This window comes from Pseudomonas sp. Irchel 3H9, from assembly GCF_900187495.1.
GTDB classification, from domain to species: domain Bacteria; phylum Pseudomonadota; class Gammaproteobacteria; order Pseudomonadales; family Pseudomonadaceae; genus Aquipseudomonas; species Aquipseudomonas sivasensis.
Window position 1 is genome coordinate 580,449 of sequence record NZ_FYDK01000004.1, and the last position, 22,727, is coordinate 603,175.

General features: G+C 51.3%; 16 protein-coding genes and 4 tRNA genes. 11 read left to right on the forward strand and 9 right to left on the reverse strand.

What is annotated here, in order from left to right:
- The first annotated feature begins 186 nt into the window (after positions 1–186).
- The 7 genes from CKW32_RS17875 (at position 187) to CKW32_RS17905 (ending at position 4,834) form a co-directional block, all read left to right on the forward strand.
- The gene (locus tag CKW32_RS17875) at positions 187–744 is read left to right on the forward strand and encodes a CvpA family protein (protein WP_003192538.1); all 558 of its coding nucleotides are present in this window, start codon (positions 187–189) and stop codon (positions 742–744) included.
- A gap of 41 nt (positions 745–785) precedes the next feature.
- The gene (gene purF / locus CKW32_RS17880; protein ID WP_032888260.1) at positions 786–2,291 is read left to right on the forward strand and encodes an amidophosphoribosyltransferase; all 1,506 of its coding nucleotides are present in this window, start codon (positions 786–788) and stop codon (positions 2,289–2,291) included.
- Positions 2,292–2,356: 65 nt separating this feature from the next.
- Positions 2,357–3,568, forward strand: a complete 1,212-nt coding sequence (locus CKW32_RS17885) for an O-succinylhomoserine sulfhydrylase (RefSeq protein ID WP_095185560.1) — start codon at positions 2,357–2,359, stop codon at positions 3,566–3,568.
- Positions 3,569–3,579: 11 nt separating this feature from the next.
- Complete coding sequence (locus CKW32_RS17890; protein WP_032888256.1) at positions 3,580–4,344, forward strand: SDR family oxidoreductase; 765 nt, start codon at positions 3,580–3,582, stop codon at positions 4,342–4,344.
- Between the two features lie 100 nt (positions 4,345–4,444).
- A tRNA-Val gene (locus tag CKW32_RS17895) sits at positions 4,445–4,520 on the forward strand.
- Between the two features lie 55 nt (positions 4,521–4,575).
- Positions 4,576–4,652 (forward strand) — tRNA-Asp (locus tag CKW32_RS17900).
- A gap of 105 nt (positions 4,653–4,757) precedes the next feature.
- Positions 4,758–4,834, forward strand: a tRNA-Asp gene (locus tag CKW32_RS17905).
- A gap of 157 nt (positions 4,835–4,991) precedes the next feature.
- Here CKW32_RS17905 and CKW32_RS17910 read toward each other — a convergent pair.
- Complete coding sequence (locus CKW32_RS17910) at positions 4,992–6,275, reverse strand: FAD-binding oxidoreductase (protein WP_095185561.1); 1,284 nt, start codon at positions 6,273–6,275, stop codon at positions 4,992–4,994.
- A gap of 184 nt (positions 6,276–6,459) precedes the next feature.
- Here CKW32_RS17910 and CKW32_RS17915 point away from each other — a divergent pair.
- Positions 6,460–6,536: transfer RNA gene (locus CKW32_RS17915), tRNA-Val, on the forward strand.
- Positions 6,537–7,089: 553 nt separating this feature from the next.
- Positions 7,090–11,022 carry an NACHT domain-containing NTPase gene (locus tag CKW32_RS28130; protein WP_143499395.1) on the forward strand — a complete coding sequence of 1,311 codons (3,933 nt, stop codon included), beginning with the start codon at positions 7,090–7,092 and terminating at the stop codon, positions 11,020–11,022.
- Positions 11,023–11,991: 969 nt separating this feature from the next.
- Here CKW32_RS28130 and CKW32_RS17930 read toward each other — a convergent pair.
- The 7 genes from CKW32_RS17930 to CKW32_RS17955 form a co-directional block, all read right to left on the reverse strand.
- Complete coding sequence (locus tag CKW32_RS17930; protein ID WP_256585343.1) at positions 11,992–12,756, reverse strand: recombinase family protein; 765 nt, start codon at positions 12,754–12,756, stop codon at positions 11,992–11,994.
- Positions 12,757–12,822: 66 nt separating this feature from the next.
- Entirely contained in the window at positions 12,823–13,038 is a 216-nt protein-coding gene (locus CKW32_RS17935) for a hypothetical protein (protein ID WP_095185563.1), read from the reverse strand.
- Between the two features lie 522 nt (positions 13,039–13,560).
- On the reverse strand, positions 13,561–14,061 hold the full coding sequence (locus tag CKW32_RS17940) for a hypothetical protein (protein ID WP_095185564.1): 501 nt from the start codon (positions 14,059–14,061) through the stop codon (positions 13,561–13,563).
- 267 nt (positions 14,062–14,328) lie between these two features.
- Positions 14,329–14,553, reverse strand: a complete 225-nt coding sequence (locus CKW32_RS28135; RefSeq protein WP_143499397.1) for a hypothetical protein — start codon at positions 14,551–14,553, stop codon at positions 14,329–14,331.
- Positions 14,550–14,753: a hypothetical protein gene (locus CKW32_RS17945; RefSeq protein ID WP_095185565.1), complete on the reverse strand. Its 204-nt coding sequence runs from the start codon at positions 14,751–14,753 to the stop codon at positions 14,550–14,552. The genes CKW32_RS28135 and CKW32_RS17945 overlap by 4 nt, the downstream gene beginning before the upstream one ends.
- A 1,676-nt stretch (positions 14,754–16,429) precedes the next feature.
- Positions 16,430–17,914, reverse strand: a complete 1,485-nt coding sequence (locus CKW32_RS17950; RefSeq protein ID WP_095185566.1) for a hypothetical protein — start codon at positions 17,912–17,914, stop codon at positions 16,430–16,432.
- Between the two features lie 349 nt (positions 17,915–18,263).
- Positions 18,264–19,220, reverse strand: coding sequence for a site-specific integrase (locus tag CKW32_RS17955; RefSeq protein WP_095185567.1), 957 nt, complete (start codon positions 19,218–19,220; stop codon positions 18,264–18,266).
- Positions 19,221–19,632: 412 nt separating this feature from the next.
- Here CKW32_RS17955 and CKW32_RS17960 point away from each other — a divergent pair, with 412 nt between their 5' ends.
- The gene (locus CKW32_RS17960; protein ID WP_050442833.1) at positions 19,633–20,349 is read left to right on the forward strand and encodes a DUF4339 domain-containing protein; all 717 of its coding nucleotides are present in this window, start codon (positions 19,633–19,635) and stop codon (positions 20,347–20,349) included.
- A 139-nt stretch (positions 20,350–20,488) separates the two neighbouring features.
- Positions 20,489–20,920: a hypothetical protein gene (locus tag CKW32_RS17965; protein WP_095185568.1), complete on the forward strand. Its 432-nt coding sequence runs from the start codon at positions 20,489–20,491 to the stop codon at positions 20,918–20,920.
- Between the two features lie 29 nt (positions 20,921–20,949).
- Here CKW32_RS17965 and CKW32_RS17970 read toward each other — a convergent pair whose 3' ends face one another.
- On the reverse strand, positions 20,950–22,374 hold the full coding sequence (locus CKW32_RS17970; protein WP_095185569.1) for an MFS transporter: 1,425 nt from the start codon (positions 22,372–22,374) through the stop codon (positions 20,950–20,952).
- Between the last annotated feature and the right edge of the window lie 353 nt (positions 22,375–22,727).

A 22,727-nucleotide genomic window follows, 5' to 3' on the forward strand; every position in this document is an offset into this window, starting at 1 on the left:
TCAACGGATGAATTGACTGATCCGCCGCCATCGCGAGCAAGCCCTCTCCCACATTGGTTTTTCAATGGGTTGAAATGGTGCTGGCTCGCCACAAACTATTGATTTGCAAAGCAGCTGCAATCACAGCTTACCGATAGCCCGGCGCTCTGCTAAAATGCGCCGCCTTATCTGTCCGTAGGCTCAAACGTGCCATTTACCTGGGTTGATTGGGCGATTGTTGCAATCGTCGCCATCTCCGCTTTGATCAGTCTAAGCCGCGGCTTCGTAAAAGAAGCACTGTCGTTGCTGACCTGGATCATCGCAGGAGTCGTAGCCTGGATGTTCGGTGGTTCACTGTCGGTCTACCTGGCCGGATACATAGAGACACCCTCGGCTCGCGTCATCGCGGGCTGCGCCATCATGTTCATCGCCACGCTGCTGGTGGGAGCAATGGTCAACTATCTTATTGGCGAATTGATACGTGTCACCGGTCTCTCCGGGACCGATCGATTTCTCGGCATGGCCTTTGGCGCCGCGCGTGGCGCGTTGCTGGTGGTCGTGGCAGTCGGGCTGTTGAGCCTGGGGCCGGTACAGCAGGATTCGTGGTGGCAGGAGTCGGTACTCGTGCCAAAATTTCTATTAGTTGCAGATTGGTCCAAGAACCTCATCTTGGGGTGGAGCAGTCAGTGGCTGGCCAGCGGGATCAGCGTACCCGCTGATCTTCCGTTCAAGGAACACCTCTTACCGGCCAAAACGCCTCAGTAAGCTGTGTTCAGTCAAGATTCATTAAGTAGGGGTTGCGTCGCATGTGTGGCATCGTCGGTATCGTCGGTAAGTCGAACGTCAATCAGGCGCTGTATGACGCGCTAACCGTCCTCCAGCACCGCGGCCAGGATGCTGCCGGTATTGTGACCAGCCACGACGGCCGGTTATTCCTGCGCAAGGATAATGGGCTGGTACGTGACGTGTTTCATCAGCGTCACATGCAGCGCCTGGTCGGACACATGGGCATTGGCCATGTGCGTTACCCGACTGCTGGTAGCTCGACCTCGGCTGAGGCTCAACCGTTTTACGTCAACTCGCCTTATGGCATCACCCTGGCGCACAACGGTAACCTGACCAACGTTGAGCAACTGGCCAAAGAGATTTACGAGTCTGACCTGCGCCACGTCAACACCAGCTCCGATTCGGAAGTGCTGCTCAACGTGTTTGCCCACGAGTTGGCCCAGCGCGGCAAGCTGCAGCCCACCGAAGAAGACGTGTTCGCCGCCGTGATCGACGTGCACAACCGTTGCGTCGGTGGTTATGCCGTCGTGGCGATGATCACCGGATACGGCATCGTTGGTTTCCGTGACCCGCACGGTATTCGCCCAATCGTGTTCGGCCAGCGTCACACCGACGAAGGCGTCGAGTACATGATCGCGTCCGAAAGCGTGTCCCTCGACGTGCTGGGCTTCACCCTGATCCGCGACCTCGCGCCGGGCGAAGCGGTGTACATCACCGAAGACGGCAAGTTGCACACCCGTCAGTGCGCCGTAGCGCCGAAACTCACCCCGTGCATCTTCGAGCACGTCTACCTGGCGCGTCCGGATTCGATCATCGACGGCGTTTCGGTATACAAGGCACGCCTGCGCATGGGTGAGAAACTGGCCGACAAGATCCTGCGTGAGCGTCCTGAACACGACATCGACGTTGTGATCCCGATCCCGGATACCAGTCGTACTGCGGCGCTGGAGTTGGCGAACCATTTGGGCGTCAAGTTCCGCGAAGGCTTCGTGAAGAACCGCTACATCGGCCGTACCTTCATCATGCCGGGCCAGGCAGCGCGCAAGAAGTCGGTACGCCAGAAGCTCAACGCCATCGAGCTTGAATTTCGCGGCAAGAACGTGATGTTGGTGGATGATTCCATCGTGCGCGGCACCACCTGCAAGCAGATCATCCAGATGGCCCGCGAAGCCGGTGCTAAGAACGTGTATTTCTGTTCCGCAGCGCCTGCCGTACGTTATCCGAACGTGTACGGTATCGACATGCCGAGCGCTCACGAATTGATCGCACACAACCGCACGACCCAGGACGTGGCCGACCTGATCGGCGCCGATTGGCTGATCTACCAGGATCTGCCGGACCTGATCGAGGCTGTCGGCGGTGGCAAGATCAAGATCGACCAGTTCGATTGCGCTGTGTTCGACGGCAAGTACGTGACCGGTGACGTCGACGAGGCTTATCTGAACAAGATCGAACAGGCGCGTAACGACTCGTCGAAGATCAAGACCCAGGCGGTGAGCGCGATCATCGATCTGTACAACAACTGAGTAAACACCGGCCCTGAGGGGCCGGTTTTGTATCTTAAATAAAGAATTGAGTAAGGAGTCGCAGCATGAGTCAGGAATGGGATGCCGGTCGCTTGGACAGCGACCTCGATGGCGTAGCTTTCGATACCCTGGCTGTGCGCGCTGGCCAGCACCGTACGCCAGAGGGCGAACACGGTGATCCGATGTTCTTCACCTCCAGCTACGTGTTCCGCACTGCCGCCGATGCGGCTGCGCGGTTTGCGGGCGAAGTGCCAGGCAATGTGTATTCGCGCTACACCAATCCGACCGTGCGCGCGTTCGAAGAGCGCATTGCGGCCCTGGAAGGCGCTGAGCAAGCGGTGGCCACGGCCACCGGCATGGCGGCCATCCTGTCGGTGGTGATGAGTCTGTGCAGCGCTGGTGACCACGTGTTGGTGTCGCGCAGTGTGTTTGGTTCGACCATCAGCCTGTTCGAGAAGTACTTCAAGCGCTTCGGTATCGAAGTGGACTATGTGCCTCTGGCAGATTTGTCCGGCTGGGACGCTGCAATCAAGGCCAACACCAAGTTGCTGTTCGTCGAGTCCCCGTCCAATCCGCTGGCCGAGCTGGTGGATATCGCCGCGCTGTCCGAAGTGGCTCACGCCAAGGGCGCGATGCTGATAGTCGACAACTGCTTCTGCACGCCGGCCTTGCAGCAGCCGCTCAAGCTGGGCGCGGACATCGTCGTGCACTCGGCTACCAAGTTCATCGACGGCCAGGGTCGTTGCATGGGGGGCGTGGTCGCCGGTCGCGGCGAGCAGATGAAGGAAGTGGTGGGTTTCTTGCGCACTGCCGGCCCAACCCTGAGCCCGTTCAACGCATGGATCTTCCTCAAAGGCCTGGAAACCCTCAGCCTGCGCATGAAAGCTCATTGCGCCAACGCTCAGGCTCTGGCCGAGTGGCTGGAGCAGCAGGACGGTATCGAGAAAGTGCACTACGCCGGCCTCAAGAGCCATCCGCAACACGAGTTGGCCCAGCGCCAGCAGCGTGGTTTCGGTGCCGTGGTGAGCTTTGAGGTGAGGGGTGGCAAAGAGGGCGCCTGGCGCTTTATCGACGCGACGCGTCTGATCTCCATCACGGCCAACCTGGGGGATAGCAAAACCACCATTACCCATCCGAGCACCACCTCCCACGGGCGCCTGGCGCCGCAGGAGCGTGAAGCGGCCGGCATTCGGGACAGCCTGATCCGCATCGCGGTAGGCCTGGAAGACGTGGCCGACTTGCAGGCAGACCTGGCCCGCGGGCTGGCTGCCTTGTGATCGAATGGTCCATGGAGGCTGCAGCGGCCAGTAATGGGCGCGTCGCACTGGTGACTGGCGCGGCGCGAGGTATTGGCCTCGGGATTGCCGCGTGGCTGATCAGCGAAGGCTGGCAAGTGGTATTGACCGACCTGGATCGCGAGCGTGGCTCCAAGGTGTCTAAGGTGCTGGGCGAGAACGCTTGGTTTATCACCATGGACGTGGCCGACGAGAAGCAGGTTGCCCAAGGGGTTGCTGAAGTGCTCGGGCAATTCGGCCGCCTGGACGCGTTGGTGTGTAACGCGGCGGTGGCCGACCCGCGCAATATCACCCTGGAAAGCCTGGACCTGGCTTACTGGAACCGCGTGCTTGCGGTGAACCTGAGCGGGCCGATGTTGCTGGCCAAGCACTGTGCGCCTTACCTGCGTGCTCACGGCGGGTCCATCGTCAACCTGGCGTCGACTCGGGCCCGTCAATCCGAACCTGATACCGAGGCTTACGCGGCGAGCAAGGGCGGCCTGCTGGCCCTGACTCATGCCTTGGCGATGAGTCTTGGGCCGGAAGTGCGGGTGAATGCGGTCAGCCCTGGCTGGATCGATGCCCGTGACCCCGCTGCGCGGCGTGCCGAGCCGTTGACTGACGCCGATCATGCCCAGCATCCGGCGGGCAGGGTGGGGGTAGTGGAGGATGTGGCGGCAATGGTGGCGTGGCTGCTGTCGCGCCAGGCCGGGTTTGTCACTGGCCAGGAGTTCGTGGTGGACGGTGGTATGAGCAAGAAGATGATCTACAGCGAGTAGTGGGGTCTTGAAGCAATTTTGTCTTTTTCAGAAAAACTTCAAGCAGGCTATTGACTTAGGTCCGCTACCTGCGTAAATTTCGCGGCCTCAACGAAGCAAAGGGTGATTAGCTCAGCTGGGAGAGCATCTGCCTTACAAGCAGAGGGTCGGCGGTTCGATCCCGTCATCACCCACCACTTCTTGAGAGTTTTACCTTCGGGTAAAACGCAACGTTAAAAGTTGCACCGACGCGCAGCGGTAGTTCAGTCGGTTAGAATACCGGCCTGTCACGCCGGGGGTCGCGGGTTCGAGTCCCGTCCGCTGCGCCATATTTTCCAGGTCTGACTTGTCAGGCTTGAGATTGAACAGCCAAGGCTGATTGATCAGATGTTTAAAGAGGGTTGAGGTGTTTTGCTCAACTGATCAAGCGATACGCAGCGGTAGTTCAGTCGGTTAGAATACCGGCCTGTCACGCCGGGGGTCGCGGGTTCGAGTCCCGTCCGCTGCGCCATATCTGCCTCAAGGCCCACTGAACGCCTTGAAGCACAAAGTAAGCCTTTGGCTACTTTGAACCGATAGCAAAGACCCTGGTCGAAAGACCGGGGTTTTTTGTGTCTGCGATTTGGTGGTGTGTTGCTAGAGCCGGCGAGCCGGCTCCTGAGGCATTGTTAGAATCCCAGCTTGTCGCGCAAGCCGTAGTACCACGCCCCCAGCGCCGCAAACGGCGTGCGCAACAGTTGCCCGCCCGGAAACGGGTAATGCGGCAGGTCGGCAAACGCATCAAAACGCTCTGCCTGACCTCTCAATGCCTCCGCCAGTACCTTGCCCGCCAAGTGGGTGTACGTCACGCCATGGCCGCTGCAGCCCTGTGAGTAGTAGATGTTGTCGCCAAGGCGCCCCACCTGCGGCAAGCGCGACAGGGTCAGCAGGAAGTTGCCGGTCCAGGCGTAGTCGATCTTCACATCCTTGAGTTGCGGGAAGGCCTTAAGCATCTTCGGGCGGATGATCGCTTCGATATTCGCCGGGTCGCGCGCGCCATATACCACGCCGCCGCCGAAGATCAGGCGTTTGTCGCTGGTGAGGCGGTAGTAGTCGAGGAGGTAATTGCAGTCCTCTACGCAGTAATCCTGCGGCAGAAGGGTCTTGGCCAATTCATCCCCCAGCGGTGCAGTGGTGATCACTTGCGTACCGCAGGGCATCGACTTGGCTGCAAGCTCCGGTACCAGGTTGCCCAGATAGGCATTACCCGCGACGATGATGAACTTGGCCCTGACCTTGCCCTGGGCTGTGTGCACGACCGGATTGGCGCCACGCTCGATACGCACTGCCGCCGATTGCTCGTAGATCGTGCCGCCCAGGGATTCTACGGCCGCGGCTTCGCCGAGTGCCAGGTTGAGCGGATGGATGTGGCCCCCGCTCATGTCCAACAGGCCGCCTACGTAGTTGTCACAGGCCACCACCTCACGGATGCGACGCTCGTCCAGCAACTCCAGCTGAGTATGGCTGTAGCGCTCCCACAGGCGCTTCTGCGATTCCAAGTGGCCCATGTGCTTGCTGTTGAGTGCGGCGAACACGCCGCCGTCCTTCAAGTCGCACTGGATCTGGTACTTGGCTACCCGCTCGCGAATGATCCTGCCGCCCTCGAACGCCATCTGCCCCAGCAACTGAGCTTGCTGAGGACCTACGCTGCGCTCGATCACATCGATGTCGCGGCTGTAGCTGTTGACGATCTGCCCGCCATTGCGGCCTGACGCGCCAAAGCCCACCTTGGCAGCTTCCAGCACGGTCACGCGAAAGCCGTTCTCTAAGAGAAACAGCGCACTTGAGAGGCCGGTATAGCCGGCACCAATCACGCACACATCGGTTTCGACTTCACCCTGCAGCATCGGGCGCGGCGGAACGGCATTCGCGGAAGCGGCGTAATACGACTGTGGGTAGGGGGTGTTCGCCATCCTGGAACCTCTGTTTTATATTTTTTACGAGTGCGCCGATCCTACCTGAGTTGAAAATTGCCTGCCAGCCACCCAAAAAATGCAGGTAGGTTGGTCGCAAATAAAAAATTCGCATATTCATAGGCTTAGCTGCAAAAAAGATGTTGACACCCCTCCGGAATTCCGTAGAATGCCGCCTCACAGCAGGCACGTAGCTCAGTTGGTTAGAGCACCACCTTGACATGGTGGGGGTCGTTGGTTCGAGTCCAATCGCGCCTACCAAACAAAATCCGCTCTGCTGGGCGGTCTAGAAGGGCTCACCGAAAGGTGGGCCCTTTTTTGTTGTCTCGAATTTTATCCTACAGAACGTTCACAAAATATCGGGTTCGTTCACGTGCGGCAATGTGAACGCCGAAAACAGGTGGTTTCTGTCGGGGGCTTTGGCGTAATCGGGCAGTGGGTATTGGATTAAGTGCGGCTCGTGAGAGCTTTTTTTGCTTATAAGCTATTGAAAGTTTCTAGTTTTTAAGGCGTTGAACGGGATGTCATGGTAGCGATACGCGTCCAAGTGTTCGCTGCCGTCACAACTCTGTAGCGTTCTATGTCTAGTCGGTTGGTGCGTGGCAATCGCTAGCACCCACGTGTCTCTGAGGTTCAGTTGCTGTGCCATCAAACTGATGCGGCAAGCCCAGCCTGCACACCTTTCTACTACTCATACATCTAAAAAAATGATCATTCCAGCGGCTTCATACTTGTATTGGCGGGCTAAACAACGTTCACTGCGTCTAACGACTGGTATCAAGCTTTATTTCACATGGTGTGGGGGCAAGGAAGCATGTCTGATACGTATGAGCTATCTCGATTAGACCCAAGTTCATTCGAGCATTTGGTGAATTTTCTAGCATTAAAGGTATTAGGCAAGGGAGTTACAGGGTTTGCACAAGGGGCGGACGGTGGGCGAGATGGTTATTTGGTAGGGGAAGCTCCCTATCCCTCCGAGTCAGACCGGTGGAGAGGCAATTGGTGTATCCAGTCTAAATTCCATAAGCCACATCTCTCTAAAAATCCTCAGCTTTGGTTAATTAACGAGGTGAAAAAAGAGATTGAGAGTTATTCAAGCTCTGAAACGAGGATCCCTCCCGACATTTGGATAATTGCTACAAATATTGAACCTTCTGGAAACATCAGAACTGGTTCTTATGACGCTATTAAAGAAATTGTTGAAGAATATTTTGGTGCTGGCTACAAATTTGATATCTGGGGCGGGCGAAAAATATTAGATTTCTTAGCTGATGATCATAATGCTGCTTCTTATTATGGCCATTTTCTTACTCCCGGTAATGTGCTAACAGCTATGTATGACCAGATCGGGGATGCGAGCGCTCAAGTAAAGAGTATTATTAATAATTTGATTTTAGAGCAATTTAACGAGCAAATTTATACCAAGTTAGAGCAGGCTGGATCATTGGGAGTGAGACCCAAAATCAATGAGCTCTTCGTTGACTTACCTGTGGAATGTAATTTTTATGGTGATTTGTCTAGCATCATGGAAACTCTTGTATGTACTTCTGCTAATGTACATAAGCCAACTGTATGGAACTCTTTTGGTGATGGTTGGCGCCACTGGGCTACCCTACCAAGGCGAGCGCGTGTAATACTGCTCAAAGGCGGACCGGGTCAAGGTAAATCTACTGCTGGGCAATTTTACGCACAAGTTCAAAGAGCGGCGCTTTTGCTGGAACCTCAAGCACCGACGGTTATGCCAGACATTCTTGAGATTGCTAGAGAATTTGTCAGCACAGCTGGGAAACTAGGTTTCTTGCCCGTTAATCCTCGTATCCCTGTTAGTGTTGAATTAAAAGACTTTGCGTCTTGGTTCGGTATGCGAAATAGCGGCGAGTCTAAAGGCGTAATTTCGTATCTGTGTGAAAAGATTTCACAGAGAATTGAGCAGAAGGTTGAAGGTGGGACGTTAAAGAGAGCTATTGCTTCGCGGGGTTGGTTTTTTAATTTTGATGGATTGGATGAAGTTCCAAATGACGTAAAGGACGACATTGCTAATGAAATCATTAGATTTTCTAATTCCGTTCTTCCTGAGTTGGATGCGGATGCATTGATTTTGTGTACTACCCGACCTCAGGGGTATTCTGGGCAATTTGAAAATCTGAATGCGTCTATATTGGAACTTGTATCCTTATCGCCAAGTGTCGCCATGAAATGTGCTGAAGGAGTGTTAAGATTCGGTCGGAGCATTACCGAGAGTACTGGATCTATGCATGTGCTTGAGTCGGCTATGGAGTCAGCGCAAGTACGTGAATTGATGACCACTCCCTTACAATCTCACATTATGGCGGTTGTGGTGAGAGATGGTGGAAGGCCACCGGAAAAAAGATGGGAGTTATTTGATAATTTCTATCAGGTTATGAAGAAGAGAGAAAGTCTAAAAAACTTTCCAGATATCAGGATTTCAAAATTTCTGAGAGAGAATACGACTCTATTAAAAGCGATACACGCTAGATTAGGGATAACTCTTCACGCCAGCGCTGAAACTAGTGATGGAGCGGATACGACTTTAGGAAGAGCTCAGTTTTGCGAGTTAGCTAGACAGACCACAGAGCTATACGTAGAGAAAAACGTTGAAGAGCTAGTCGATACGCTTATGGAAGCTACTATTGAACGGTTGGTTTTTGTCAATACTCCCGAAAGTAGTACTACCCTGCGTTTTGATATTCGTCAGCTTCAAGAGTTTTTTGCGGGAGAGTTTATATATTCTAATGTTGATCCGCTTTTGCTTCGTGCCAGACTTGAGGTCATTGGTTCAGACTCGCATTGGCGAGAGGTGATGCATTTTGCGATAAGTGCCCTCGTAGTAAACATGAGACCTACTGAGCTGTCGGTGGCATTGCAAGTTATATGTAAGATTGATGATAGTGATATATCTCATTACGCGAGGGTGCTCCGTAGACGAATGGGTGTTGGTGCTATTCTAGCACTTAGGCTTTTATGTGAAGGAGTGCTGGAGCAAGATAAGTCTGTAAGGCTGAAGTTCAAAGAGCCATTAGTGCCTCTCTATGCAATGACTGATATGGTGGTGGTTGGACATATTGCTACGCTCTCGCATGAGGCTTCTTTAGAGTGGTTATTAGGCTGCATGGTTGATGCATTGTTTGAATACAGTGAGCCTGAGCAAATAGGCGCTGCTGTTGGGCTGGTTCTGAGACTACCAGACAGTCATGAGCGAGTAGATGAAGTTAGCGCCAAATTTTTCAGCGCTTCGAGTGAATACTTGAGTAGAGTTTTCAGGATTTACCTGTCGTATCACCTCTCAAATTACAGGGCGCGACAGGACATTTTCTCCTCGAAATGGGTTCTGAAAGGCGCAGTTGGACTTGTTAAAAATAATAGGCGTGTCGAAATTGATCTAATGCCTGTAGTTCGGATAATGCGTAAAAATAAAGATATATTCGGTCGTCTTGAGTCTCTTGGGCTCCATGGTGTTGAGGCTAAACTCTTTTCGTTGCTCCTCGATGGTGAAGATTCTGACCGAGAGACCGATCAAGAAGTTATTAAGCTAGAAGGGATTAGCGTTTTAAAATATTCGCATAGCTGGCGCTCTAGGAAAGTTCCTAAATATTGTGAAATAGATTTAGTAGGGTTTGAAAGCGAATCTCCAGTTTTTAATATGCTGATCTCAGTAGTGAGGTTTGTACATGATCAGAAATTAGATGATTTGCTTTTTATTTTGCGTACATATTTGGATCTTGGCCTTGATAGAGGTTTCCTCGCAAGTCGTGTTCAGATTTTACTGCCAGTAAACTTTGAAGAAGGTTCGATTCGATCGCAATTTGAGTTCTTTAACAGTATCACTCAGGAGCAATTTCAAGATCTTCTTTCCACTGAGGAAAGGGGCGAGTATAAAATGCCTTCTGTATATCGAGTTCATGATATTGGTGTTATCGATACATGGGATCGCATAAAATTACTTGCTGATTATCACGCGCCACTCGCTTTATCGTTCTGTTTGCCGCCATCTTATTATGGCGATATAGAGGTTTTTTATAAAGATGAAGAATCTAGACTTGCTGTATATGAGATGATCAAAAATAACATAACAGTTATGTATTACCATTTTTCAGCATGGGGGTATGTTTTTGAAAAGTTAGATTTATATGCGAGCGATCTTAGAAAGCTTCTTGTGCTTCATGCTCTAGATGAAGAAATACACTTAGATAGGTTGGTAGATTTTCCGTTCATAATTGATATTTCAACGGAGAGAAATTTTATTCCAATGCTAGCTAATTTGATTTTAATAAGCAGTAGGCGCGGCGTGGATCAGGTTGAGAGCTCTAGCGTTACAAGCATGCTGCAATCATATGGATTAAATAGTCAGCTGCTAGAGGGGGTTTTCCATGATGAGGATAATTCTGATCTGATACGAGCTGCCGCTTTTGCATGTTATTTTTGTCAGGCTAGAGATATTGAAAGTATAGTATTTCAGGAGTTTTTTTCCCGTAAATTAGATGAGACTGTTATCTTTTTTGCAGAAAAAAAACTACCAGGTTGGTACGTTAACTGTTTGGTTTTTACGCTTGAGTTTTTTGATTTCGACGAACGCCCTGTCATCGAGTTTGTAGGAAGGCTTATTCATACATATAGGGAGGACTATACGGCTAGGACAATTTTGAATGGGTTACTATCTAAGTGGCGGGAGCGTTCCAGCGCCCCTGTACAGTCTAAAGCTGTCTTAGGGCCATGGTTAAAAGAGTAATTGACTCATAAGTTATAATCAGCAAGGGGCAAAAGCCCCTTCTTTACCAAAAGAGATCATTTCAATGGTCGAGGTAAATCTCGGGTGGCCACCTCTATATCGCTCATAAAGGATTTAGATCTGCCTAGTGCTTTTGAGCACCCAACCTGAGTCATGTCAGCAGCTTTCCTGCGCTTCTTCAGGAAAGACAGAAGCGCGGCGTGTTCAGGTCTATATTTCGTCTTAGGCATGGCTAGACAACTGCGATATGAGCAGTCGCCAACCTATATCTGAATTTGGGATATCTGAACTTGGGATAATCTGGTTCATCTGAACGGGTGCTGGTCAATTTCAAGGGGAATCGCTATGCGGTACTTTGGTTGTTTTGTGGTCGTTGTAGGAATGCTTTGCTTTGTAGGTGCGATGGTTATTGACGTTTCGTTGTAGTCGGGAGCCAGGCGCCAGGCGCGTCAACAACATCGGTTTGATGGCAGAGCGGCAGAACTTAATTCTTATTAGCTGCTTATTGCTACTTGTAGGAGTCGTCATTGCAGTTGCTGGCAAGCGCAGAAGCGATGCATTTAATGACTACAGCGAGTACCGGGCATGTCTTAGCTGTGCTGAGGAAATTCGATATGAGGCTGTTAAACGTAAACAATGCAGATCAGACGTAGCTAGTGTCACAGCAGGTTGGGGTTGGCGCGGGTGTAGTGGTAGAGCCTAAGGGGGCGTATTCGTATGGACGAACGCGAATAGATTCCTCAAAAGCGTAGGCTGGGTTTTCCCTGTTCCCCCTGAAATCAGAATTGGTAACCTGATTGTGAGCTCCATCTTCATTTTGCTGGAATCCGGTGTAAGCGTTGGATATCGATCAGTCGTACTCAGCAGGTAGAGCGTTCAGGGATGTACCTATGCCAAGCTTTCGCCAAATCCGATGGAAGCGGCCTGCCAGCCTTCTTTAGCGATCCTATGCCATGTACTCACTCAGCATTAATCGTTGCTCCTATAGGCTTTGAGAGCGATTTGTTTCAAAGGGAACTGGAGCCCAAGGTTCTTCATTACTCGACTTACTTGGATTGATGACCATTCACCGCCCCGGCTTGTGGTGACACCCTTACCGTTCAGGCAGTCAGCAACCTGTTGAAGTGTACGACCACCCTTGCGAATGCACAGATCAATGGGATCACGCACAGATTCTTGCCAGTGGTTCACACGCTCTTGAATTGCCTTACTAGCCTTCGCACGATTGGTAGCGTTACGACCTTTCTCCAGTGCCGCAGTACGACGTGCAATCTTTTCGACAGACTGTGCGTCACCATCATCAGCACGAGCCTGCAGGGCTTCTAGAGCTTCCTTGGTACGACTGGCAATGAAGGATCGTTCCTGTTCAGCCAGTGCAGCAAACAAGTGCAGTTCAAATGTCTTAGCGTGGGGCATGGTTGCCACTTTGAACTCTGCCTGTTCCATCAGGCGGGCGATGTGGTGGACGGAGCGAGATAGGCGATCCAACTTGGCTACCACCAGTTGAGCCTTCGACTGTTTGCACAGGGTCAATGCCTTGGCACCTTCTGGACGATCCTCGATTGCCAGCTTGCCTGACACCACATCAACGAACTCGCCGATGATGTTCCAGCCGTTCTGTTGTGCTGCACGAGTGATGTATTCACGTTGAGCCTCAAGACCTAATCCACTCTCCCCCTGTGATGAGCTCGACACACGACAGTAGCTCACTACGTTGATGGTGTTGGTGGACATGTCTGGGCTCCTGAGAATGTCTCAAGAAGCAAATATAACATATTTTGGTTGGTCGTTCTAGGTTTGTTATAGTCGTTCTTGACGAAGAAGTCTGATCGCACTGGCGATCCCTTCGGCGTTTGAGTCGAGGACTTGCAAAGCTGACACGGCGTTGTCTGCCACATCCACAGAGCCACGTTCAGCCACCCACTTGGCGAGTTCTTCGATAGCAGCACCAATGCCGTTCTGACTGATCACCAGCAGCCCTAGGGCGTTGGCTATGGCTTCGTTCTGTTCTGACATGGCTGTAGTCCTTGACGGGTGAACAAAGATCGTAGCTTAGACGTTGCTAAATGACGTATATCGGCACTTGTCGTGAGATCGACAAACCGGTCATGGTTAGCGCCAACACCCTGTGACGGCATTGCTACGCCGTTTGTGCAAAGGTCTTTGATGGATGATCATCCAGCGTTGGCTGGTGACTCGTTTTCCTCTCGTTTTCACCTGTTTTGCTTTCACCTGTGATGAAATTGCAGAGAATGTTACGGGAATGCTTAACCTGAATTGCTCAGACACCTGTAAAAATGCGGGCTGGAGCAGTTGTTTGCACAATAAGTTGTCACATGAACGTCCAGGATGATCCTGTTGTGATCCGTGATTCATCACCTGATTTAATCCTGTTGCAAATGGTGACTATATTGCAGATGTGAAAAAGCCCCTGTGACGCGGTTAGCGCAACAGAGGCTGATAAGGGTGGTGATATGTTGGTGACATTGTAAAAGTTCTCAGAAAGGCTTGTAGGAGCTTGCATCGTGTATTTGGTTGTTATGCTGGAATATCTAAAGGCTTGAACAATTCATTAACTTCTTTATCGATTTCAGCCAGTCGTTTTGCTTTCGCGTCCTCAATTTTCTTTTGTTCTTTCAGTTCGGCAGACTGGATGAGTTGTCGACGCACCAAGTCTTGGTAACGAGCACGCTCAGATTCAAGTAACTCAACATACTTGGTCTTCTCATTCACTCGAATTTCAGCAATGTCCTGAGCCTGCATTGCTTCTGGCTTGATCATCCAGCAACCGTATTTGAGTGCTTCAAAGCTGATAAGTTGGTTGCGTGCAATACGGTGGCCTTCAGCAGTCTTTGCTGATACCAGTTCCAAGAAATCATACGACAATGGTGCTGTGACATACGTCATTGATTGCGTAGTGTTGTGATACACATGAATCCAGCCTGCTACACGGCTTTCAAACTCTGCATCATCCCACTTTGGTGGAACGCCATATACGGTAATCTTATCTGTCTTGATGTCGGTAGTGGTATTGGTCATATTTACTTCCTCGTTTGTTGTGAGATACGTGCTTTCATCTTGGTTAAGATGTCAATGCGATATTGTTCATCGTTCGATAGCTTTGGCTTTGTGACCTCATCGCTGGTAGTTGCCTTGTGCATCTTGGTAATGGGCTTACCACCGGGAATGCTAGCGAGTAGTTTGTTAACCTCGGCAATTGGCTCTTCAAAGCGATTAGTCAATTGCTTTGGTTGTTCTGGTTGTTGCGTTACTTGACTTGGTTGCAACTGTGCTTGACGCTTCAGATCAGGATGTTTTCAACATTGCTTGTACATGTTCTTTTGCTTGTTTTTGAACAAGTGCTTCTGCTTGCCTTGCTGTTCTTCTCTCTTCTCTCTTCTCTCTTCTCTCTTCTCTCTTCTCTCTTCTCTCTTCTCTCTTTGCGTCAACTCTTGTGCGCTCGTTAGCAATATTTAATAGTCGTGCAATCTTTCGTTCAAGTGCTTGTGCTTGGTTCTCTTCAGTTGTCATTTGTATTCCTCTTGAGCTAGGTGCAGTGCTGAAACACCATGTTCTGTTGTCAGTTGGTCGATGATGTCAGTGGCACGACGGTATTCTGTTTTATTACCCATCGCGGCTGCTGTCTGCTTGACGTAAATGTAATGTTTAATTTGCTGAATCGCCAAGAGACGTTCAAGGTCGTACGTAGTGAGTAAGTTCACTATGTTCATTGTGGGTTTTTCCTTTTGAAGAGTTAATTGTAGAAATAGGCTGGCATATGGTTAATTTAGTACTTTACATGCCCAGTTTATGTAGCTTGTAGGCGAGGTAAAACAGGTACCCTGTACCCTAGCTAGGGGGCGCCATTTTTATCCGGTTTCGACCAGTGAACTCAGGAACGAGGGGCTAATGGCTGCGAGCTCACCAGCGGACACCAGAGTCCCATTACGATTAGCCTTTGACTTCAACCGATAGTACTTATCCAGTACAGTGCTTGATGCAGCATGGAAGGTGTGATGTTGATCTGGTGTGGGTATATTAGATGTTGTGATAACAGCTTTGATCAGTTGTGATGGCGTGTGCAGTACGAGGTAATTGCTCAATGGTATTTCCTTATTTTCGTTGATTTAAGTTCCTTTGATTTACAATGGAAGTAGGTGTAATTACAGCTGTTATCAGCTGCTGGACGGTGATGTCCCAAGTGCACGACTCATCACAAGCGCATCAACAGTCAATCCAAGATTGTTCGCTACAAGCCGCAAGCTTTCAAAGTGCTGAACTGTGAAAAGTAACTTCAAAGGAATGTGTTGTTTTTGACTAGATCGCCAAATGCGGACCCTGCAAGTTGAACTGCATGTTTTGATATGGGACCGTTTGTTAATCATTTCTTTGTTACAGCTCAAACAATTTTTAATGCGCATAAATGTGCCTCCTTGATATTGGTAAGGTGGTTGGTTGAATGGTTGCATATGTTGCCGAATGGCCAATAAAAAAGGCCAACCTGTTGAGGATGACCTTTTTAATTTAGTGGAGGAGAGTTGCCAACATACTGTCGAGAAATGGCTGAATAACCTAGCAGTAGCACCATGAGGGAGTGGTGATTAGGATGGTGTTTGGCTCTCTCCTATATATCTACCATTATATCAAGCTAGTTGAAATAAGTCAATACAGTTTCAACTAAATGCAACCTTTTTTTATTATTTTAAAATGTGAAAGTGTAATCTGGATTTATTCGCAATGACATGCAATGTTGGGCTTCAGGAAAGCATGCAGATGATTATGATGTGTTTGGTTTTGGTCGTAGATGATCGAGGCTGATTGTTTAACGAGTGTATTGTTTAAGGGTGAACATATTTATCTATTTACAGACAATTCACTCTCTATCAATCATGATTGGCAATCACGCCACCGTCAACGGTGTGATGTTGATGTCTGATGCTTGGTTCACTTTGTTCTCTCGACCTGAATGTTCTCAGAGAATGTTCCCGTGTTACCACATAGAAGCAACGTCAACACCTTATTCGCTTACGCATCACTGCTGATCACATCAGTATGTCAATCAATTAAATTTCACTAACCATACAACCAGTGTCAGCAAGTGAGCCGGAGGCGAATGCTTTACAGAGGTGGGAAAGCGAAGCCCACCATGCTTTTGATCTGATTTCAGAGTATCACTCTGAATGCGTACTTCTGGATGTAATGTCTTTGTTTGATGGGGTCTATCCCCATCCTTTTCTCTACCTATCTCTAATGCCTCACTGGGCTAGCTAGCCCAGAAATATTCAATGCCCAAAGATTGAGCTTTGGGAGGAGAACTTGTGAAACTGCACATCTTTCCTAATAAGATTCTTAGGATCAATGTGCAGAATTGTCAGCGTACGCTGTTGAATCTACAAGGTTACTAGTGTCAAGCAGCCTGAGCGAAGTGCCACTCCTTTCTCCAGCTAAGAAGAGTGTTCCGATGGACGCCGGTGAGGCGGTAAATTTCAGCGTTCTTTTTACCTTGTGCAAACAGCTCGTAAACCTTAGGTCTACGTGGGTCCTGAGTCGTTCTACGGTCCTCACCCACTGGACATAGTTCAGACAAGCTCCAATCGATCACTGCATCTGGCATGTATGTGGAGACAAGATACTCAGCTACTCGCCCGTCCTGCACAAATAGCTGTATCGGCTTGGTATTGTCTTTGTCTCGTACTGCTGTCCGAGTCGCTGCCTGCAAACTAGGTTCCAAAAATCTAGTGACGATGAATCCTTGACGAAATACACGACCATACTTTGTTGTTAGAAACTCCAGCGCGAGCTGATCGGATGGCGATGGGTTTCCACCAAACAGAAGAACCGCATCAGTTTCGCCCTGATACTCGTTCAAGCCTCGACTGTCGATTGAGCAGCGATTCACGGTTCCCTTTGGTAGCCATCTGAAGCTTGCCCAGTTGTTGCTGAACAGCAGCGGAGTTCCAATAGACCGTTGGAGAGCGGCCTTCAGAATGTCATCAATCACCAGAGGCTCTCCCTGCTTCTGCTGCTCAGTAGTGCTTCCATCATGTGCAGTCATTGTTACAGCGGATTTGCTGTAGTTACGCCCCTTCGGCATGACAGGGTAGATCTTGACAGCAGAGGTGTAGCCGTCAAACGCTGGCGTGAAATCCGACCTTGCGTATGTGACGCCATGCACCTGAGCAAAATCATCGAACTGACTTCCAATTACACTGGCTGCAAGAACGTGCACCTCTTCCGCCGCAGCGAAGGTGTCCCAGCAGTTGGACTCGACTACTGATCGAACATACCGGTTTCCATTGGGTATCTCGGAATCAATGAATACTGGATGCCCATCCTTCAGGCATTCGTAGATACGAGCCCCATCTTTGCTCAACATCGAAGTGCGTTCAGCTCCTGCTGATACAGCCTTGAAGGTCGCCAATGATGTTTCAATCGCACCTGCACAACCGTCCCGTATATGTAGACGTCCATCCCGCTCCACTGCGTTCACAAGCAGTTGAGCGAGCTCCGATGGTTCGAATGGGTACGCTGGAAAATCAACCACGGGCGGTAGTTCGTCGATGACTAGCATCCAGCCTTGGAGCAAACTTGGTCGTACCGCTAAGACGCTCTGGTGTGTCGTGATAATCAGATGGTTTGCCTTCTTCTTCAAAACGGCTGTCAGCTCCGTACCAACGTGATCACAGGTGGTGGAGTTGATGACACGGTAAGGCAGGCCAGCTGGTAAACGGCTAACAAAGCTATCGGTGAGGTCGAGGGTGGGGAGTGCTAGAGCAATGGAGCGTCCCGCAGAAAGCAGAGACGGAATTTGGCTAATGAGTGCCTGAGTCTTGCCCGCTCCCGGAGCGGATACAGCGGTGTGGATCACTTTATTGGGGGCGATACTGGCCATCTTAATTTCTCCTTCTTTAAGTTCAATTCATAGGCAATTCCTCTCGGGGTGCTGCCAATTGGTTTTGGTAAATCGCAGACGCAAAAAAACCTCCTTACAAGGCACCAATTTGGATCGGTGGTCGCGTGGAGGTTTCCAGATTGTCTGTCTGCTCACTGAAGCAGGCGAAAGATTATACAGCATTTAAAAGTAATGTCAACTATTATGTTGCTATTAGTTGTTGTTATGTGCTTGGAAGCGAAAGATGTCCCAGTGCTTCGACCATTGCTTTGAATGGGAGGCGGCTAAACCATTTGGATGGGGCGGGGCAGCCAATTCCTAATTCATCGTGGCTACCCCTCTAGTTTGATCAGTCGATTAGGTGCAACACGTCCCTGACATTCAGGTGGGAGTAGCGAGCAACTGATCGCGTATCCCTGTGTCCTGAGACGATCATTATCTGTGCGTTGTTGAAACCCTTCTTCGCGACGTTAGTAATTCTGGTGTGCCTGAGCTGATGTAGCCTGACACTGCTATCCAATCCAGCCTTAACACGTGCCAGTCGCACCGCTTGAGTTACAGCGTGTGGAGTGACAGTGAAGATCAGGTTGTTGGGGTGACGCTCCACAGTGGCCCATAGCTGGGCGAGTTCAAGAATTTCTACAGCTCGGTGGGTGAGGGGAACGGATCGTGTGCCGTTCTTTCCGTCGATCACATCGGCTATACGGTCTTTGAGGTGTATGCAGTCTTTCGTCAACTTCAGAATTTCGGACCGTCTCATGGCTGTTTCGTATGCCAATTCAACAATGAGCTTCATAGTGGGAGAGAGCTTTTCCAGCAATCGCTCAAGCTCACTTGCCCGGATCACCTTGTCTGAAGACCGGTCTGGCTTTGGAAGTGCGATATCACTTACAGGGTTATGAATGTCGATCAATAAACCGCGTTTGGCGAATCGGTAGAACCTCGACATAAATGCGAGCTGAGTTCTGCACGTGGACGGCTTCACCTTCTTTAATCGCATGATCTTGAAGTCGTTGATCATCTGCGGGGTGATTTCGTGAATGGGTTGCGTGAAGTGTCTGCCCAAATGCTCAACGATTTTCAGTGCGTGGTCGTAGCTTCCTTTCCCCTTGAGCATGGTTTCGCAGTAGGTCATGCCCAACGTATAGATGGTGTGGTGCTTGCGATCCATCGTCACGGCTTCAAGCTGATTGGCCCACGACTGAGCTTCGGCTTTGGTGGCGAAGGTTTTCGACTGGGCTGATTTACCCTTTACCCGTACCTGAGCGTTCCAGTTGCCGGACGGAAGTAAGCGAATATTGGCCATTTTTGACGCCTCATAATGTGAATGGGCGTTCTGTGAAATCCAAGAGCAGCAGGGCTTGCAGCTTGCGCAAGCAGACATTGACATGGTGGGGGTCGTTGGTTCGAGTCCAATCGCGCCTACCAAACAAAATCCGCTCTGCTGGGCGGTCTAGAAGGGCTCACCGAAAGGTGGGCCCTTTTTTGTTGTCTGCGATTTGAAAAGTATCATTTCGTTGCCTGCCTCTCACTAGATAGTCTTCTTCATTCCCTCATCCGTGCCAATCCAGCCAGTTCGGGCTTGGATTCCTTTTTTGCAATGCCAGCCCTTGCGCGTTCACTTTCTACAGCTGAAATCTCAAGATCTTTGACGGGGTGTCGATACTGTCGTAGTGCCATCTTTTTGGGTGGGTGATGTTAAAACAGGGAGAAGCAAAATGTCGGGTGTAGAGTGGTATTACGCGCTGAGCGGTTCGCGACAGGGACCTTTTACGTTTGAGCAAATGCAAGGTTTCTTGAGTTCGAACACTATCAGCGCGCAAACAAAAGTATGGCCGGGCGAGGGCGATTGGGTCGCTCTGAAAGACACTGACTTGGCCCAAAGCATTCCACGCCCCTCGGGCCCGCCACCTCTTGCAGCAACAGAAATAGACAACCGATTTGTATGGGCGTTGGCGGGCGTCCAGTTGGCGGGTGGGTTGATCGAATACTTTTCCGGTATGAGTATTTGGTGGGTTTTTGTGATCTTCAACGTAGCCCTGTGTGTTGTCGACGAAAAGCGTTTGAAAGCAGCCGGTCATGCCGCGCCACAAAGCTGGTGGGCGTTGATTGTTCCTGTTTATCTTTGGAAGCGAGCGGCGCTTTTGAAGCAGGAAAAGCACTATTTTTACGGTTGGGTGGCGGCGTTCGTTGTATCGGTCGTGCTGGGAATGTTCGGTGGCCAGTCCGCTATCGAAGAAGCGGCATGCCCAATTGTCACCGACATCATTCATAAGCAGTTTTACCAAACGTCATCGTGCGTTGCCGTGACGATTGACGACGAGATTAAAAGTGGTCTCTATCGTGCGAGCGCCTTGCTCGATAACGGAAATGAGATCGACATCACCATCGAGGAAAAGGGCAAGCAGATCCTTGTTCGGATTCCTCGCCAGTGATCGCATTGGCGTGACCAGTAAAAGCCCAACATTGTGTTGGGCTTTTTTTTGCTGCTGCGACTAAACGTGCAACGCTTGTCTAAAGTAATTGCCTGGCAGGCCGATGCATTCTCAAATTTCTGAACGTCGGACATTTGGCATGCTTATCAACATTAGCACTACCGTTTCCGTAGCAAGCACTCCAAGCACTGTCACGTCGACGGATACCGCCACCACCGAAAGTACACGTACCGCCAGCAGTTCCTCCGCTGGCGCGAGCGGTGAAACTAAAGGTGCGGCCGGCGCGGGCGGCGGCCAGGCCTCATCGAGCTCGCAGGAGTCCGATCGGGTCAAAGAGTTGAAAAAACAGATCGAGCAGTTGCAGCAGCAGCTTCAAGAACAGCAGCAGGCCCTTCAGAAGGCTCAGTCCAGTAGCCAGAGCGCAGACGCCAAGGCTGCCGCTATAGCCGCGGCTCAAACGCAAATTGCAGGCACTGCTGCCGCATTGCAGACGGCAACTTCGGCGCTATTGCAGGCCGTCACGGATGAGGGGGGCAGCGCGTCCGGTTCGATGGTCAGCACCACCGCCTGATCGAAGAAAAGTGTGTTGAACCGCCGTTTTTATCCGCGGTTCAGCACACTTTCTCCTGCACCCTTGGGCAATCGATACACATCCACCAGCGCCCACATCCCCAGCAACGCCACCCCGATGAACGCCACGTGGAAATCCCCCGACTGCGCCTGAACCTCATGGCCTTGCACGGTCATGGAAGCGCGCAACAACAGCGCAGCCATCGTCACGCCCATGCCCATGGCCAGTTGGAATGACAGGCTGAACAGCGCCGACGCTTCGCTCATGCGTGCTTTGGGCACATCTGCGAAGCCAATCGAGTTGTAACAAGTGAACTGCATTGAACGTGACAGCCCGCCCACAAACAACACGGCCGCAATCAGCGAAAACGGCGTCTGTGCCGTGAACAGCGCGCACGCCATTATGGACACCACGCCGATTACCCCATTGACCAGCAACACTCTGCGAAAGCCGTAGCGTTGCATGATGGCGGTGGTGAAGGGTTTCATCGCCAGGTTGCCGGCAAACACCGCAAGTACCAACAGCCCCGCGTCCACTGGCGACAGGCCAAATGCCACCTGAAACAGCAGGGGCAGCAGGAAAGGCAGGGCGCTGATGGCAAGGCGAAACAGTGAGCCGCCGTAGATGCTCACGCGGAAGGTGTTGATGGACAGTGTATCGAGCGGCAACAGGGGAGCGCTGTAGTGCCGACAATGGCGCACGGCCCATACCGTCAGCAGTAAACCTGCCGCAACCAGCGCTGCGCCCGGGATGAGCATTTCGCCTGCCTGGCTGCCCAGCCATTCCAGCCCGCCCAAGAGGGCCACGCAGGCGCCTGCCAGCAGTAAAAAACCCTTCGTATCGAACTTGCGCACATCCGCCTCGCGGCCTTCCGGTACCAGCCACAGTGCCGCGACTAAGGCCAGGGCGCCCAATGGAAGGTTCACGTAGAAGATCCATGGCCACGATGCATGAGTCACGATCAGTCCACCCGCCAGCGGCCCAAGAATCGGCGCCACCAAGCCAGGCCAGGTAATCACTGCGACCATCTTCACCAAGTCTTTTTTATCGGTATTGCGCAGCACCGCTAGACGCCCGACCGGCACCATCAGTGCGCCACCGATGCCTTGCAGGACGCGGGCAAATACGAACATTTCGAGGCTTTGGCTGAGCCCGCAGAGCAGCGAGGCGAGGGTGAAAACAATGATCGCGCCAGCAAATACCCGGCGTGCACCGTAGCGGTCGGCGATCCAGCTGGACAGCGGAATGAAGATCGCCACGGCAAGAATGTAGGCGGTGATGCCAATGTTCATGTCGACCGGCGTCACGCCGAATGACGCGGCCATGGTTGGCAGCGCGGTGGCGATCACCGTGGCGTCGAGGTTCTCCATAAAAAAAGTCACGGCGACCACCAGGGCGATCAGGCGGGTTTGCGTGCTGAGGCCGGTGTCGGCTGTGGATGAGGTCACCGGTATTTCCCCTTGTTGGATGAGGGATGGCTGCTTGGCGACGGTCTCAGCCGTTCCATAATTAAAGTTGTAATGAAGGCGCCATAAGCACGCGGCGCCACGATGCGCGAATCTGTCGCCGACTGTCTACAGGTTGTTAACGGTGTGGGCTCCAGTCGCCGACAAAATTTATTGGTTCGCAGCAACAATTTTTCTTGTTGGACACCTTCCGCTTTCAGGCAGCACAGTTGCTGCCACTGACGCTCGCCCTGACGGGTCAACAATAAAAAAACCGAGCCGACTGCACGCCACTTCCTGCTGTGAACCCTTTGTTCACATCCTGCTGTAATGGCGCCGCAGCGCGCACTTAAGGACCTCTC

Excerpts from the sequence above, each read along its gene's own strand:
- CKW32_RS28135 (WP_143499397.1), bottom strand. The coding sequence starts at position 14,553 with ATGACAACTGAAGAGAACCAAGCACAAGCACTTGAACGAAAGATTGCA.
- CKW32_RS17940 (WP_095185564.1), bottom strand. The coding sequence starts at position 14,061 with ATGACCAATACCACTACCGACATCAAGACAGATAAGATTACCGTATAT.
- CKW32_RS17965 (WP_095185568.1), top strand. The coding sequence starts at position 20,489 with ATGCTTATCAACATTAGCACTACCGTTTCCGTAGCAAGCACTCCAAGC.
- CKW32_RS17890 (WP_032888256.1), top strand. The coding sequence starts at position 3,580 with ATGGAGGCTGCAGCGGCCAGTAATGGGCGCGTCGCACTGGTGACTGGC.
- CKW32_RS17910 (WP_095185561.1), bottom strand. The coding sequence starts at position 6,275 with ATGGCGAACACCCCCTACCCACAGTCGTATTACGCCGCTTCCGCGAAT.
- CKW32_RS17955 (WP_095185567.1), bottom strand. The coding sequence starts at position 19,220 with ATGGCCAATATTCGCTTACTTCCGTCCGGCAACTGGAACGCTCAGGTA.
- purF (WP_032888260.1), top strand. The coding sequence starts at position 786 with ATGTGTGGCATCGTCGGTATCGTCGGTAAGTCGAACGTCAATCAGGCG.
- CKW32_RS17930 (WP_256585343.1), bottom strand. The coding sequence starts at position 12,756 with ATGTCCACCAACACCATCAACGTAGTGAGCTACTGTCGTGTGTCGAGC.
- CKW32_RS17945 (WP_095185565.1), bottom strand. The coding sequence starts at position 14,753 with ATGAACATAGTGAACTTACTCACTACGTACGACCTTGAACGTCTCTTG.
- CKW32_RS17950 (WP_095185566.1), bottom strand. The coding sequence starts at position 17,914 with ATGGCCAGTATCGCCCCCAATAAAGTGATCCACACCGCTGTATCCGCT.
- CKW32_RS17885 (WP_095185560.1), top strand. The coding sequence starts at position 2,357 with ATGAGTCAGGAATGGGATGCCGGTCGCTTGGACAGCGACCTCGATGGC.
- CKW32_RS17960 (WP_050442833.1), top strand. The coding sequence starts at position 19,633 with ATGTCGGGTGTAGAGTGGTATTACGCGCTGAGCGGTTCGCGACAGGGA.
- CKW32_RS17935 (WP_095185563.1), bottom strand. The coding sequence starts at position 13,038 with ATGTCAGAACAGAACGAAGCCATAGCCAACGCCCTAGGGCTGCTGGTG.
- CKW32_RS28130 (WP_143499395.1), top strand. The coding sequence starts at position 7,090 with ATGTCTGATACGTATGAGCTATCTCGATTAGACCCAAGTTCATTCGAG.